Here is a 13460-nt window from a genome sequence, read left to right on the forward strand (position 1 = left end):
GGAGTCCAAGGCCAACGCGCGGTTCGAACGCTTCCCGGCCCGGTCTCCGGGCCGATTTCAGGGTTCGGCCAGGGTCATCCCGACTGCCGTTGCGGCGGCTCGGCCGTCACCATTGACTCATGACTGATCACGAGCACGCCGCGACGGGTCCGGGACCCGGCCCCGGCCCGCGGCCCGCCCCGGGCCCCGGGCCGTCGGGTGCCGCGCCCGCCGCGACGGGGGCGCCCGGGACGGGGGCCGACACCCCCGGCGCCGGCGCGGAAGCGGCCGCCGAGGCGCTCCCCCGGTTCCGGCGCGACCGCCGGCACAAGATGATCGCGGGCGTGTGCGCGGGGCTCGGGCGTCACACCGACCTGGACCCGGTGATCTTCCGCATCACCCTGGCCGTGCTGGCCGCGACCGGCGGCATCGGTCTCCTCTTCTACGGCTTCGCCTGGCTCTTCGTACCGTACGAGGACGAGGAGGAGAACGAGGTCCGCAAGCTGCTGACCGGTCGGGTCGACGGGCAGGCCCTGGCGGCCGTGCTGTTCGCGCTGGTCGGCTGCGGAGTGCTGCTGACGATGATCAGGAACGGCGGGGTGCTGGCGTTCGCCGTCGTCCTCTCCGTTCTGCTGGCGGGCGCCGGGTACTGGTCACGGCGGCGGGGCGCCCCCGACCCCGATCCGCTGGCCGCGCAGGCGGTCGCCGACGCCCCTCCCGAGGCCCAGGCACCGCCGATCTCGATCACCTACCCGTCGTGGTGGCGCGACCCGATCGTCAAGGACGGCACGCATGTCGGGGGCACCGGCTATCTGTGGGGCCCTGCCGACGCCCGCGGCCGGGACGTCCCGGGACTCGACTTCCGTCTGAGTACCCCGTGGGTCCATGGACAGGACGTACGCGCCCGGCAGAGCACGCCCCCGAGGCCGCGCGGACCGCGCTGGATCGGCGGCTGGATCTTCCTGTTCGCCCTGCTGGCGGGTGGCCTGGGCACGGGCCTGACGTGGGACACGCACCCGCTGGGCACCAGCCTCCAGGCCGGTCTGGCGGGCGCGCTGATCGTGTTCGGCCTGGGTACGGCGGTCAGCTCGTTCCTGGGACGCACGGGGGCCGGCTCACTGTTCCTGGCGCTCGTCACGGCGGCCCTGCTCGCCGCGGCGACGGCGCTGCCGTCCGACATCAGCACCCACTGGACGCGCGCGTCCTGGACCCCGGCGACGGCGGCCCAGGTGCAGTCGGGGTACGACCTGGGTACGGGCGTCGCCACCCTGGACCTGAGGCACATACGCATCGCCAAGGGGCAGACGGTGTCGACGGCCGCCGAGGTGGGGGCGGGCCGGCTGAAGATCGTCGTGCCGGCGGACGTGACCGTGCGGATGAGTATCGACGTGGGGGTGGGCGACATCCAGTTGCCCGGTGACAACAAGAAGGACGTGGACGTGGAGCCGGGCAAGCACAAGGACGTGACGCTGCCGCCGACGAGCGGCGCGAAGAACACGGGCACGCTCGACCTGGATCTCCAGGTCGGCGCGGGACAGGTGGAGGTAAGTCGTGCTGCGGCATGAGTTCCAGCCCGGACGGCTGGTGATGGGCGTCTTCCTGACGGCGGCGGGAATCGCCTACGCCGGTGACGCGGGCGGCTGGTGGGACACCGAGTGGTTCGCGGTCATCCCGCTGATGGTGGTCGGTCTCTTCCTGGCGGGCGTGACCGCGACCCTGACCCGGGCGATACGCAGGCGCCGCCGCGCATCGGGAAGCTAGAGCAGAGCCAAGAGGGGAGCTAGCGCAGGCCCCCGGACCGGTGTCGCCGTCGGGCACGCCACATCGCGTCCAGGGAGAGGTAGGGGGCGCCGGCGAGGACCAGGGGCAGCCAGGCCATCAGGTAGGCGAGGTCGTTGCCGAAGTAGTACGGGGAGGTGGCCCAGCTCACGGTCAGCCAGAAGCTGAGCGAGATCAGCGCGCCGCCGAGGGCGGCCAGGCGGGCCAGCAGGCCGAAGAGGGTGCCGAGGCCGACTGCGAGCTCGCCGATGGCGATGGCGGTGCCGAAGGCGACGGGGTTCTTCAGGGCCAGGTCGACCAGGGCCGGGATCGCCGCGGAGTCGTGAACCGCGCGCATGGTGTCACCGATCGACCCGGAGCCGCCGGACTTCAGGAAGGCGCTGTCGGTCAGTTTGTCCAGGCCGGCGTAGATGAAGGTGACACCGAGGAAGATCCGCAACGGAAGGAGGGCATATCGGGTGGCGGTGTCCCGCAGACCGCGATCGCCATCGAGATAAGGGGAGTGTGTGTCCGTACGAATGCCGTGAGTCATCGCCAGTAGCCGCCTCTCGCCGCTGTACCCAGGCCCCTCAACAGACGATACGTACGACAACCGCGACCCGCTCAATCCTCCTCCGGAGGTTTTTCCGAATTTCGGCCGGTCTTGGTCACCCGACCGCGGGCTCCCCCGCCTCCTCAGGCCCCCTTACTCGGTCACCTCGACCACGCACCGGTTCGTGGCCGCCCCGGCCGCTGTCACCACCTGGATCTCCACCCAGCCGGGTTCCACCTCGGCGGGTACGGGGACGGTGAGGACGTTGTCCGTGGGGTTGCTGAAGCCGCCGGTGACGGGGACCAGGGGCACGTGGACGTTGACCGCGCCGACGCGGACGACCATGCGGGAGAGGCGGTCGGTGCTCTGGGCGCCGGGCGGCACGAAGCCGGTGCCGCGGATCTCGATGTCGTCGCCCGTGCGGATGGGGGCGTCCAGGTCACCGGCCTCGCGGGCGCGGACGACGGAGAGGATGACCGGGCGGCCGCCCTCGGCGTACTTGCCGGCGAGGTAGGTCGCGGCGGAGATCAGGACCACCGTCGCGAGGCCCCAGGGGAGGTCGGGGAGCTGGTCGGGGCGGCGGGCGAGGCGTACGGCGGCGAAGACGAGGGCGACGGCGCTGATCAGGACGTACTGGATGTCGGCGAAGGTGCCCCGGCCGGAGTCGTCGGTGAGCAGGTCGGCCGCGCGGGGGCGGTCGGCGCGCAATTTCTGCAGGCGCTGGCCGAGGATGCGCAGGCCGACCACCCGGCGCACCAGGACGGCGATGCCGCAGACCACGGCGAGGACGGTCACCACACCGGCGCCGCGGGCGAGATCGAGGCCGGAGATGAGGGCGTCCCGGTCGGCGGGAGAGGAGGCGGCGGCCAGGCGGCCGGCCAGGACGAGCACGGCGTAGACGACGAAGAGGACCCAGGAGGCGGCCACGGTGCGGGAGGTGGACATGCGGTTGTCCTCGCCGATCACGGGGGCGAGCACTCCGCCGCGCGAGCGGTGGAACCAGGAGGCGGCGGTCAGCGCCAGGGCCACGACCACGGCGGCGACCAGTCCGGCGGTGCGGGCGCCGGTCCAGCCCGCGCCGATCGCGGTGAGGGACTGGGCGAGGAGGAGGATCACCACGGTTGCCCAGACCGTGTACGCGGTGCGCAGCCAGAGGCGGGCGAGCCAGGCCTCGCCCTCGGCGCGGCCGCGTACGGCGACCACGTCGGCTGACTGGGTGAGTTCCTCGGAGACCCACTGCCGGGAGGCGGAGGCGGAGTGGGCCACCGCCGCGGGCAGCCCCTGCCCGGCCGCGAACTCGTCCCGTTTGAGGAGGAATTCGGCGACCGCCCGCCGGTGCCCCTCGCGTGCGCCGTGCGGACAGTCCCCGCACGCGCAGCCGCCCCTGTGGACACCCGAACCGGCGCCCTGCCTCGCCTCCTGCACCGCCACGCCCGACGCCCGCCTTCCCCACGCCCGGGGCACGACGCGCAGGGCCCTCCCCGGGGCCGGACGACGCCGTGCAACTCCCTTGTGTCGAGAGCGAATTGTGCCCTACGCCACGGTGTTCGCGTTCAGCAGGTTGGTCACGACGGGTGAAGGTACGGCCGACAGATTGACCCGGCTGCGAGAATTCCCCCATGGCCGAGATCATCCAGCGGGACGGGACCTGGGCCTTCGACGGCAGCACGGTCCGGATCACGCCGGGACGCCACCGCTCCGTACCGCTGTTCCGGCAGACGTACGGGGAGATCGCCGTACCCCTGGAGGCGGTGTCGGGGGTGGTGTACGAGCCGGAGGGCAAGCGGGGGCGGCTGCGGATGCGGCTGCGCGAGGGCGCGGATCCGTTGCTGCAGGCGACGGGCGGGCGGCTGCCGGAGGCGGCGGATCCGTATCGGCTGACGGTGGACGGGGACCGTTCCGGGGTGGCGGAGTACGTCGTGGCGGAGATCCGGCAGTCGCTGCTGCTGGACCAGATCCCCACGGAGCCGACGAAGGCGTACCTGCTGCCGGGGCCCCCTGTGCCGGTGTCGGTGCGGTCCTCGGACGGCACAGTGTCGTTCGACGGTACGCAGGTGCGGATCGACTGGGCCGACACCTCCGACCGGGTCAAGCGGGCGACCGGGCCGCGGATCATCGGCGTCGGCGATCTGGTGCAGGTGGAGTGGCTGCCCAACTCGGGCTACGAGGACGGCTTTCTGCGGTTCGTGTCCCGGGACACGGTGTTCTCGAAGCTGCCGGCGGAGCGGGACCCCTATGCCCTGGACCTGTGGGGCAGTGTCCGCCGCGATCTGCTGACGGCGCTGGTCGCGGCGGCGGTCACGGCCAGGCTGCCGCATCCCTCGACCCGCGCGGGCGCGGAGTACACCGACCGGGACCGCGCCCCGGCGGCCGTGCCACGCCAGTCGGCCGACCATCACGACACACTGCTGCGCAGGCTGCGGGAGTTGGGCGAGCTGCACCGGGACGGGGTGCTCACGGACGAGGAGTTCGCGATGACGAAGGCGGCCGTGCTCAGGAGCTTCTGAGGCTTCTAGCTCAGCAGGTCCGGTTCGGCGCGGCTGATGTCCTGCCACAGGGGCTGGTAGTTGATCCAGGCCACCAGGTCGCCGCCGAGCTGTTCGCGGGTGGCGACGGCCATCTTGTGGTCGATGAGCAGCGGCCGGCCGGCCGCCTTCGCGGTCAGCTGGACCTGCGCGGACCGCTCCATGGACAGGAACCACCAGGCGGCCGCGTCCACCGAGTCGCCGACGGTCAGCAGCCCGTGGTTGCGCAGTACCAGTGCCTTGTGGGAGCCGAGGGCGCCGGCGATCCGGCGGCCCTCCTCGGCGTCGACGGCGACACCGGTGTAGGCGTCGTAGAGGGCGTGGTCCTCGTAGAAGGCGCAGCTCTCCTGGCTGATCGGGTCGAGCAGGTCGCCGAGGGCGGACAGGGCGCGGCCGTGCACGGAGTGGCAGTGGGCGACGGCGACGACGTCCGGGCGGGCCGCGTGCACCTGGGCGTGGACGGTGAAGGCGGCCTGGTTGACGTGGTAGCGGCCCTCGATCACCTGGCCGTCCTGGTTGGCCAGGACGAGATCGCTGACGGTGACGTGCTTGAACGGCATGCCGAACGGGTTGACCCAGAAGCAGTTCGAGTACTCGGGGTCGCGGGCGGTGATGTGCCCGGACACCCCGTCCTCGAATCCGGCCCGGCCGAAGATCCGCAGCGCGCCCGCGAGCCGTTCCCTGCGATGCCGACGCTCGTCGTCGAGCGAGTCGTGCATCGGCGGCATCGCGAACCGGAGCTGATCGGTGGGCAGCGGCAGGGGCGGAGTCGGCCCGTGCATAGGTCCTCCAGCACTGGGTTTGTGTTACGGGCGGAAGTTACCGTCGGTCAGCGCAGGAAAACAGAGCTGTTCTGTAAAGATGACGCACGCGAGCAAATCACGACAGAAGATGTCGGGTATCGGCAGCACCCTGGCCGGTATGACACGTACAGCTCCTACGGGCGGAACAGCCGGTGCCGACTGGGCGGCCTTCGCCGTCGCCGCGCCCGACCTGGCGCGGACCGTCGAGGAACGCTTCGCCGCGCACCGCCACCACGTCCTGGCCACCCTCCGCAAGGACGGCTCCCCTCGCACCTCGGGCCTGGAGGTCCGTTTCCTGGACGGCGGGCTCTGGCTCGGCATGATGCCGGGCTCGGTGAAGGCGCTCGACCTGCTGCGCGACCCGCGGTTCGCGCTCCAGGCCGATCCGGGGGACGGCACCGACATGGGCGACGGGGACGTACGGATCGCCGGACGGGCGTACGAGGTCGTGGACACGGCGGTGAAGGGGGCCTACAGGGAAGAGGTGGAACCGCCGGAGCCGTTCCACCTCTTCCGTACCGAGCTGACGGAGGTCGTCCGCACCCGCGTCGAGGACAACACGTATCTGGTCGTCGAGTTCTGGCAGCCCGGTGAACCCCTGCGCACCGTCAGGCGCAGATAGGGCCTACTCGCCCTACTCCCACTCGATCGTGCCCGGGGGCTTCGAGGTGACGTCGAGGACGACCCGGTTGACGTCACGGACCTCGTTGGTGATCCGGGTGGAGATCTTCGCGAGGACGTCGTACGGCAGGCGCGACCAGTCGGCCGTCATGGCGTCCTCCGAGGAGACAGGGCGCAGCACGATCGGGTGACCGTAGGTGCGGCCGTCGCCCTGGACGCCGACCGAGCGGACGTCCGCGAGCAGGACCACCGGGCACTGCCAGATGTCGCGGTCGAGGCCGGCCACGGTCAGCTCCTCGCGGGCGATCGCGTCGGCCTCGCGGAGCAGGTCGAGCCGCTCCTTGGTCACCTCGCCGACGATCCGGATACCGAGGCCGGGGCCGGGGAACGGCTGGCGCTGGACGATCTCCTCCGGCAGGCCGAGCTCCTGGCCGACCATCCGGACCTCGTCCTTGAACAGCTTGCGCAGCGGCTCGACGAGCTCGAACTCCAGGTCCTCGGGGAGGCCGCCGACGTTGTGGTGGGACTTGATGTTCGCGGTGCCGGTGCCGCCGCCGGACTCGACGACATCCGGGTAGAGGGTGCCCTGGACCAGGAACTCCACGGCCGGGCCCGCGTCCGCGATGATCTCCGCCTGGGCCTGCTCGAAGACCCGGATGAACTCGCGGCCGATGATCTTCCGCTTCTCCTCGGGGTCGGAGACGCCGGCGAGGGCATCCAGGAAGCGCGCCTCGGCGTCGACGACCTTGAGCTGGACTCCGGTCGCGGCCACGAAGTCCTTCTCGACCTGCTCGGTCTCGCCCTTGCGCATCAGGCCGTGGTCGACGTACACGCAGGTCAGCTGGGAGCCGATGGCCTTCTGGACGAGGGCGGCGGCCACGGCGGAGTCGACGCCGCCGGACAGACCGCAGATGGCGCGCTTGTCGCCGACCAGCTCGCGGATCGCGGTGACCTGCTCCTCGATGACGTTGCCGGTGGTCCAGTTCGGCTGCAGGCCCGCGCCCCGGTACAGGAAGTGCTCCAGGACCTGCTGGCCGTGCGTGGAGTGCATGACCTCGGGGTGGTACTGGACGCCGTAGAGCTTCTTCTCGTCGTTCTCGAAGGCGGCGACCGGGACGACGTCCGTGGACGCGGTGACGGCGAAGCCCTCGGGGGCGGCGGAGCAGGCGTCGCCGTGCGACATCCACACATGCTGCTCGGCCGGGGTGCCCTCGAAGAGGGTGGAGGCCGGCTTGGCGACATGCAGGTCGGTACGGCCGTACTCACGGGCGCCGGTGTTGTCCACCGTGCCGCCGAGGGACTGTGCCATCAGCTGGAAGCCGTAGCACATGCCGAAGACGGGGACGCCGGCCTCGAAGAGCGCGCGGTCCAGGCGGGGGGCGCCCTCCTCGTACACGGACGAGGGGCCGCCGGAGAGGATGATCGCCGCCGGGTTCTTGGCGAGCATCTCGGCGACCGGCGTGGTGCTCGGCACGATCTCGCTGTAGACCCGGGCCTCGCGGACGCGACGGGCGATGAGCTGGGCGTACTGCGCGCCGAAGTCGACGACCAGGACGGTGTCGGGGGTGGCGGCAGCGGGAGTCGCTGATGACACGGGGTGCCTTCCGGCGGTGGGGCGGGGGTCTGTGGTTACCAATTCTAACGGGGCGGGCGCGGGACGCCCCGACGAGGTGATGTGGCATACTCGCCGCCATGCTCACGCAGACGACCTTCTTCTTTACCTATGGCACCCGGTCCGCCGGCTGCCATGGTCGTGCCGCTTGAGCAACTGACAAGCGACTTCCCCAGGCGCCCCGGGCCGACAAGGTCCGGGGCGCCTGGTGTTTCTCCGGATCGTGCCGGTCCGGGGCCTCCCGCCTTCCGAGAACGAGGAGCCCCGACATGACCGTCAGCCCCGCCGAGAGGACCGGCGCCCGTACCACCGAGGCCGCCGATGTGATCACCGGCGCGCGGGAGCGCATCGACACGCTCGACGACCGGATCATCGGCCTGATCCATGAACGGATGGCGGTCTCCGCCGTCATCCAGGAGGCCCGGATCACCTCCGGCGGCCGTCGGGTGAACCTGTCCCGGGAGATGGAGGTCCTCGGCCACTACAGCGAGGCGCTCGGCAGGCCGGGCACCTCCCTCGCCATGACCCTCCTCGAACTGTGCCGCGGCCGGATCTGAGTCGGGTGGACCTGAGTCGGGTGGACCTGAGTTCGGGGCCTTCTCACCCGTACGGCGCGTGACCGGCACGCGAACCGCTTCGTTGGATGGGGTGTCCGTGTCAGCCAGGGGCGGGCCCGAAAGAACCACGCGTGGCTCACTGGGGCGACGAGACGTACGGATCGTGCTGTGCGTCGTGGGACCTCGCTCCAGTCACGTGACCGGACGGCAGGGGACAGCAGCCCGGTCACACCAGAGACGGTCGGCTCCGGGGACGCCCGGGGCCGACCGGCGGAAAATTGCAAAAATGCACAAGGGCTGGGTCAAACGGTTGCGGAGGCCGCGTGCATCCAGCACGATGCCTAGAAGGCTCCCATGGCCTTCTCAGCTCCCAAGTCCCAGTTCAGGCAACGGAATTGCCGTGTGCCGACCGTCCGTCAAGGTCGAGACCTGCCGTACGTCCCGAGTGCGCGGGGCGGCGACCCGGGGCACGGACGGTGGTGCAGGGCACAGAGACCAGCGGCGCAACCCCCCGGCGCCGCTCCCCGGCACCGACGCTGCCCTGACGTCGGTGCTGACGGAAGAAGGGCCCCGCGGCTCCGTCCCGCGGGGCCCTTCGCCTGCCCGCACACAGAGCGCCGCAGAGCGCAGAGCGGCTCAGAGTTACGTGGAGCTATGTACGGCTCACCGTGCCGCACCCCTCCGGCTCGTTCCCGAGTTTCCTGCTGCGGTCGTACGGGTCGATCGACGGGCCGGTCGGGGCGGCGCTGCCCGTGGGCGCCTGGGACGGGAACTGCGGGTGCAGATAGCCGTCGTCGATGTCGCAGGCCGAGTTGCCGGCGTCCTCGTCGTAGCCCAGGAGGGTCAGGCGGCCGGGGGTGACCCGGTAGTGCGCGGGGTCGGAGAGTTCGGTGTCGATGATGCGGCGCACGATGGTGCGGGTGACCTCGTCGGAGCCGTCGGCACGGACGACCGGGTACACGAAGGTGAAGTCGGCGTGCACGGCCACGCCCTCGTACTTGCCCTTGGCGAAGGTGATCCGGCCGCGCGTCTTGACGACCTGGCCGGCCAGGTGCACGTCCTCGGGGTCGAAGCGGCTGAAGAGGGACAGCGGGTCATGGGTCTTGCTCGGGGTGTGCAGCGCGGTGTTGAGCTCGTCGAGCAGGCCGGGCTGCCGGGGGTCGAGCACCGCGAGGGCGGCATCGGGGTGGGCGCCGGCCACGACCTCGGGGTCGAGGTTGGCGTCGACCAGGAGCTTCTTGGTCTGGTGGAGGGCCAGTTCGACGCGGTCCTTGGGTATCGAGCCGAGCGCGGTGGCCTTCGGCAGCACGATGCCGGCCGCGCCGTCGGCCCAGCGCAGCGCCGGGGAACCGGCGAACGGATGGTCGAGGGTGGGGGTGTCGGCGGCGACCGCGGAGGGCGGCGCGGTCGGGGCGGCGGTCTCGGCGGGGAGCGGCGAGGTCGCGGTGTCGGTACCGGAGGAGGCACCGGACGACGAGCCGAAGGGATCGCCGGGGATCAGTGAGGGCCGCATGGCCACGACGGCCACGGCGACCGCCAGCGGCAGGCCGACGACCGTCCAGATCTTACGGCGCCGGGCGGCCCGCCCGTTCATTTCCTGCCAGGCGGGCCCGGTCCGCCAACCCTCGGGCTCCTGCTGCCCCTTGAGCCGCTCGGTCACCTCACGGGCCCGTGCGGAGGGCTCCTTCGGAGCGGACTTGCGGATGTCGCGCTCGGTGTCGCGAATGAACTGCTCCCACACCTCATCGGGCATGGAGGAGGACGACGACGGTTCGTCCCCCGACGACTGCTCGGACCGTCTGTCAGACATGACACTCTCTCGCTCGGCCGATCGACGGGGGCGAGAATAACCTTGGAACCGGTTGTGCACATGCCCGCCTTCGCGGTCGGCTTCGATCAGCCGCCCCGGGGTGGGCCACAGCGCGTCTCCGGCGCTGTAAAGCACGAGGCGGCCACTCGGCAGACCGGGATGAAGTGACGACCGTCACATAAGAATCCGGTCAATGCGGAGGCAACCATTCACGGGATTCGCGGGTCACATCACCAGAACCAGCGGTTACATCCGTCTGCCGCACCTGAATCACGGGGGTCCTGATGAAGCTTCGCCGCGCCATGGCCGCGGCAGCCGCCACGGCTGTCATCGCGCCAGTCGCCCTGCTGTCCGCGCCGACCGCGTTCGCGGAGGACACGCCGTCCGCGTCCGCGTCCGAGAGCGCACCCAGCGAGATCCCGAGCGAGTCCGCCTCGGCCTCCCCGTCGGACTCCGCCTCGGCGAGCGACAGCGCGTCCGCGTCCGCCTCGGCCTCCGCCTCGCCCAGCGACACTGCGAGCCCCAGCGCGAGCGCGTCTGCCTCCGCCTCGGCCGAGCCGTCCGAGTCGGCGGGGCCCAGCGAGGACCCGTCCGACCCGGACGTCCCGTACTGCGAGGACCTCGACAAGGACTTCACCGACGCCAAGCTGTCCGCCGACATCAAGGGCCTGCCCGGCAAGATCGTCGCGGGTGACGGCTTCCACGGCTTCAAGCTGGTCGTGACCAATGAGTCCAAGACCGACGTCCAGGACGTCGCCTTCTACGCCGAGGTCGAGAACTACGAGCTAAGCGAGGCGAAGTACCTCAGCCCTTACGTCGACCTGGAGTTCAAGAACCCCGACAGCGGTTCCTGGGACCGGATCGGCAGCGACGACTGGGCCGGCGACTACTTCTTCTACGTCGAGAAGCTCAAGTCCGGCGCCAGCGAGTCGGTCGACCTGCGCGTCTCCATCGACGCCAAGGCGCCCGCCGGTGACGCCTACTCCTTCGGCTCCGGCGCCTACCTCGACAAGGTCGACGGCCAGGACTGCATCGCCGAGGGCTGGGCCCAGTACGACTTCACGGTCCTCAAGGCCGGCTCGTCCAACCCGGACCCGGGGACGGCCACGCCGAGCGACGACGACAGCAAGGACTCGGTGAAGAAGCCGCAGGGCGATGTCTCCGACCTGCCCACCGGCAACCTCGCCGACACCGGCTCCAGCTCGGCGCTCCCGGCCATCGGCCTGATCGGCGGGGTCGCCGTCGTGGCCGGTGCCGGTGCGGTGTTCGTGGTGCGGCGCCGGAAGGCCGGGGCGGACGCATAGCCATATGAACGAGGTCGCGCGGCCGTCGTACGGCGGCCGCGCGCACCGGATGAAGAGGGACCTGGGCTCGGAGGGGGGCACAGGTCCCTCTTCGACGTCCGGACGCCCTGGCTTACGCCCCGGTCATTTCCTCGGGGGTACGGCCGGGATGTCCAGCAGCGGCAGCCGTAGCGCGCCGAAGGCCTCCGCCGGGACCGCGGGGCTGTGCGGCTCGACCGGCCGGAGGCGCTCGTACGCCTCGCCCTGCCGCGGACGCGGGTCCGCCTCGCCCTTGTTGGGCCAGTACGACATCGCGCGCTCGGCCTGCGCGGTGATGGTGAGGGACGGGTTCACGCCCAGGTTCGCGGAGACGGCGGCGCCGTCCACGACCGAGATGCCCGGGTGGCCGTAGAGCCGGTGGTAAGGGTCGATGACCCCGGTCTCGCGTGAGTCGCCGATCGGGCAGCCGCCGAGGAAGTGTGCGGTGAGCGGGGTGCCCATCAGCTCGCCGACGTTGCTGCCGGCGAAGCCGTTGATCTCGGCGGCGAGCACGGTGGCCGCCTCCGAAGCGGCCTTGATCTGCTTGGGGTTGGGGGCGCCGTGGCCCTGCCGGGCGGTCAGCAGGCCCTTGCCGACGCCGTCCGGTTTCAGGTAGGTCGTCAGGGAGTTGTCCAGCGACTGCATCACCAGGCCGATGATGGTCCGTTCCGACCAGCGCCGGTTGGAGAGCGAGCGCAGCACCAGGAGGGGGTGGCGGGCCGCGTTCGCCAGCCAGCCGAGGACGCGGGAGGAGCCTTCCGCGTACGGCACCTGGAGGATGGACAGGCCGCCCATCGCGTTGGAGCCCTTGCCGTAACGGACCGGCTCGATGTGCGTGTTCTCGTCCGGATGGATCGAGGACGTGATCGCCACGCCCCGGGTGAAGTCGGCCTGCGGGGTGCCGTGCGCCTTGCGATAACGGCGGTTGTCGGTCTGGGCGCCGACCAGGGCCTCGGAGTTGGTACGGGTGAGGTCGCCGAGCCGGTCGGAGAGGTACGGCAGCCGGCCGCCGGCCTTCATCCGGTGCAGCAGGGTCTGGGTGCCGTAGGTGCCGGCCGCGATGACGACCCGGCGCGCCTTGAAGATCCGGCCCTTCGCCTTCTTGTCGTCGGTGGGGAGGGTCGCGATCGCGTAGCCGCCCCGGGAGTCGTCGGTGACGGAGACGACGGTGGTCATGGCGTGGACGACCGCGCCCGCCTGCTCGGCGAGATGGAGGTAGTTCTCGTTGAGGGTGTTCTTCGCGCCGTGCCGGCAGCCGGTCATGCACTCGCCGCACTCGGTGCAGGCGTTGCGGGCGGGGCCGGCGCCGCCGAAGTAGGGGTCGGCGACCTGGTCGCCGGGCGCGGCCTTCGCCTCGCCGTCGGCGTCCTTGCCGTCGCCGAAGAACACGCCGACGGGGGCGAGATGGAAGGTGTCGCCGACGCCGAGTTTCTCCGCCGCCGCCTTCAGGTGGACGTCGGAGGGGGTCATCGTCGGGTTGAGCCGTACGCCGAGCATGCGCCGCGCCTGGTCGTAGTACGGCCGCAGCTCCTCCTGCCAGTCCGTGATGTCACGCCACTGGGGGTCGTCGAAGAAGGCCTTCGGCGGGACGTAGAGGGTGTTGGCGTAGTTGAGGGAGCCGCCGCCGACGCCCGCCCCCGCCAACACCATGACGTTGCCGAGGAGATGGATGCGCTGGATGCCGTAGCAGCCGAGTGCGGGGGCCCAGAGGTAGTTCTTGATGTCCCAGGAGTTCTTGGGGAGGGTGGTGCGGGTGAAGCGGCGGCCGGCTTCCAGGACGCCGACGCGATAACCCTTCTCCGTCAGGCGAAGGGCAGTCACCGAGCCGCCGAAGCCGGAGCCGACGACTATGACGTCGTAATCGTAGGTGTCCTGGGGCACGGGTGCTCCTCGTTGAGTTTCGCGTGCGGGTGGTTCGTG

Annotated in this window: 12 protein-coding genes; 6 read left to right on the top strand and 6 right to left on the bottom strand. The window is 71.1% G+C overall.

The genetic code is table 11. From position 1 onward, the window contains the following. Nucleotides 1–119: 119 nt before the first annotated feature. Nucleotides 120–1544, top strand: a complete 1425-nt coding sequence (locus ABTY98_RS23975) for a PspC domain-containing protein (RefSeq protein ID WP_352223006.1) — start codon at nt 120–122, stop codon at nt 1542–1544. Then, nucleotides 1531–1740 carry a hypothetical protein gene (locus ABTY98_RS23980; protein WP_352223007.1) on the top strand — a complete coding sequence of 70 codons (210 nt, stop codon included), beginning with the start codon at nt 1531–1533 and terminating at the stop codon, nt 1738–1740. Before ABTY98_RS23975 ends, ABTY98_RS23980 begins: the two co-directional genes overlap by 14 nt. Before the next feature lie 19 nt (nt 1741–1759). On the opposite strand, the gene ABTY98_RS23985 is transcribed toward ABTY98_RS23980, so the two are convergent. Then, nucleotides 1760–2290: a DoxX family protein gene (locus tag ABTY98_RS23985; protein WP_352223008.1), complete on the bottom strand. Its 531-nt coding sequence runs from the start codon at nt 2288–2290 to the stop codon at nt 1760–1762. Nucleotides 2291–2443: 153 nt separating this feature from the next. Next, the gene (locus ABTY98_RS23990) at nt 2444–3721 is read right to left on the bottom strand and encodes a hypothetical protein (RefSeq protein WP_352223009.1); all 1278 of its coding nucleotides are present in this window, start codon (nt 3719–3721) and stop codon (nt 2444–2446) included. A 188-nt stretch (nt 3722–3909) separates the two neighbouring features. Between ABTY98_RS23990 and ABTY98_RS23995 the strand changes: the two genes are divergently transcribed. Then, on the top strand, nt 3910–4797 hold the full coding sequence (locus tag ABTY98_RS23995; RefSeq protein WP_352223010.1) for a DUF4429 domain-containing protein: 888 nt from the start codon (nt 3910–3912) through the stop codon (nt 4795–4797). Nucleotides 4798–4802: 5 nt separating this feature from the next. Here the strand turns inward: ABTY98_RS23995 and ABTY98_RS24000 are convergent, their stop codons facing one another. Beyond that, a complete protein-coding gene (locus tag ABTY98_RS24000) occupies nt 4803–5597 on the bottom strand; it encodes a class II aldolase/adducin family protein (RefSeq protein WP_352223011.1) in 795 nt (264 codons plus the stop codon). Nucleotides 5598–5736: 139 nt separating this feature from the next. Between ABTY98_RS24000 and ABTY98_RS24005 the strand changes: the two genes are divergently transcribed. Then, the gene (locus tag ABTY98_RS24005) at nt 5737–6240 is read left to right on the top strand and encodes a pyridoxamine 5'-phosphate oxidase family protein (protein ID WP_352223012.1); all 504 of its coding nucleotides are present in this window, start codon (nt 5737–5739) and stop codon (nt 6238–6240) included. Between the two features lie 12 nt (nt 6241–6252). Here ABTY98_RS24005 and guaA read toward each other — a convergent pair whose 3' ends face one another. Beyond that, nucleotides 6253–7833 carry a glutamine-hydrolyzing GMP synthase gene (gene guaA, locus ABTY98_RS24010; RefSeq protein ID WP_352223013.1) on the bottom strand — a complete coding sequence of 527 codons (1581 nt, stop codon included), beginning with the start codon at nt 7831–7833 and terminating at the stop codon, nt 6253–6255. 287 nt (nt 7834–8120) lie between these two features. Between guaA and ABTY98_RS24015 the strand changes: the two genes are divergently transcribed. Then, the gene (locus ABTY98_RS24015; RefSeq protein ID WP_352223014.1) at nt 8121–8408 is read left to right on the top strand and encodes a chorismate mutase; all 288 of its coding nucleotides are present in this window, start codon (nt 8121–8123) and stop codon (nt 8406–8408) included. A gap of 652 nt (nt 8409–9060) precedes the next feature. Here the strand turns inward: ABTY98_RS24015 and ABTY98_RS24020 are convergent. After that, on the bottom strand, nt 9061–10218 hold the full coding sequence (locus tag ABTY98_RS24020) for a hypothetical protein (protein ID WP_352223015.1): 1158 nt from the start codon (nt 10216–10218) through the stop codon (nt 9061–9063). 284 nt (nt 10219–10502) lie between these two features. Between ABTY98_RS24020 and ABTY98_RS24025 the strand changes: the two genes are divergently transcribed. Further along, nucleotides 10503–11522 (top strand): LAETG motif-containing sortase-dependent surface protein, encoded by a 1020-nt coding sequence (locus tag ABTY98_RS24025; protein WP_352223016.1) that lies wholly within the window; start codon nt 10503–10505, stop codon nt 11520–11522. A gap of 123 nt (nt 11523–11645) precedes the next feature. Here ABTY98_RS24025 and ABTY98_RS24030 read toward each other — a convergent pair whose 3' ends face one another. Next, complete coding sequence (locus ABTY98_RS24030; RefSeq protein WP_352223017.1) at nt 11646–13421, bottom strand: GMC family oxidoreductase N-terminal domain-containing protein; 1776 nt, start codon at nt 13419–13421, stop codon at nt 11646–11648. Nucleotides 13422–13460 lie beyond the last annotated feature (39 nt).

Source organism: Streptomyces sp. NPDC096040 (assembly GCF_040303265.1).
Taxonomy (GTDB): Bacteria; Actinomycetota; Actinomycetes; order Streptomycetales; family Streptomycetaceae; genus Streptomyces.

Excerpts from the sequence above, each read along its gene's own strand:
- ABTY98_RS23995 (WP_352223010.1), top strand. The coding sequence starts at position 3,910 with ATGGCCGAGATCATCCAGCGGGACGGGACCTGGGCCTTCGACGGCAGC.
- ABTY98_RS24025 (WP_352223016.1), top strand. The coding sequence starts at position 10,503 with ATGAAGCTTCGCCGCGCCATGGCCGCGGCAGCCGCCACGGCTGTCATC.
- ABTY98_RS24015 (WP_352223014.1), top strand. The coding sequence starts at position 8,121 with ATGACCGTCAGCCCCGCCGAGAGGACCGGCGCCCGTACCACCGAGGCC.
- ABTY98_RS24020 (WP_352223015.1), bottom strand. The coding sequence starts at position 10,218 with ATGTCTGACAGACGGTCCGAGCAGTCGTCGGGGGACGAACCGTCGTCG.
- ABTY98_RS24005 (WP_352223012.1), top strand. The coding sequence starts at position 5,737 with ATGACACGTACAGCTCCTACGGGCGGAACAGCCGGTGCCGACTGGGCG.
- ABTY98_RS23985 (WP_352223008.1), bottom strand. The coding sequence starts at position 2,290 with ATGACTCACGGCATTCGTACGGACACACACTCCCCTTATCTCGATGGC.
- ABTY98_RS24000 (WP_352223011.1), bottom strand. The coding sequence starts at position 5,597 with ATGCACGGGCCGACTCCGCCCCTGCCGCTGCCCACCGATCAGCTCCGG.
- ABTY98_RS23975 (WP_352223006.1), top strand. The coding sequence starts at position 120 with ATGACTGATCACGAGCACGCCGCGACGGGTCCGGGACCCGGCCCCGGC.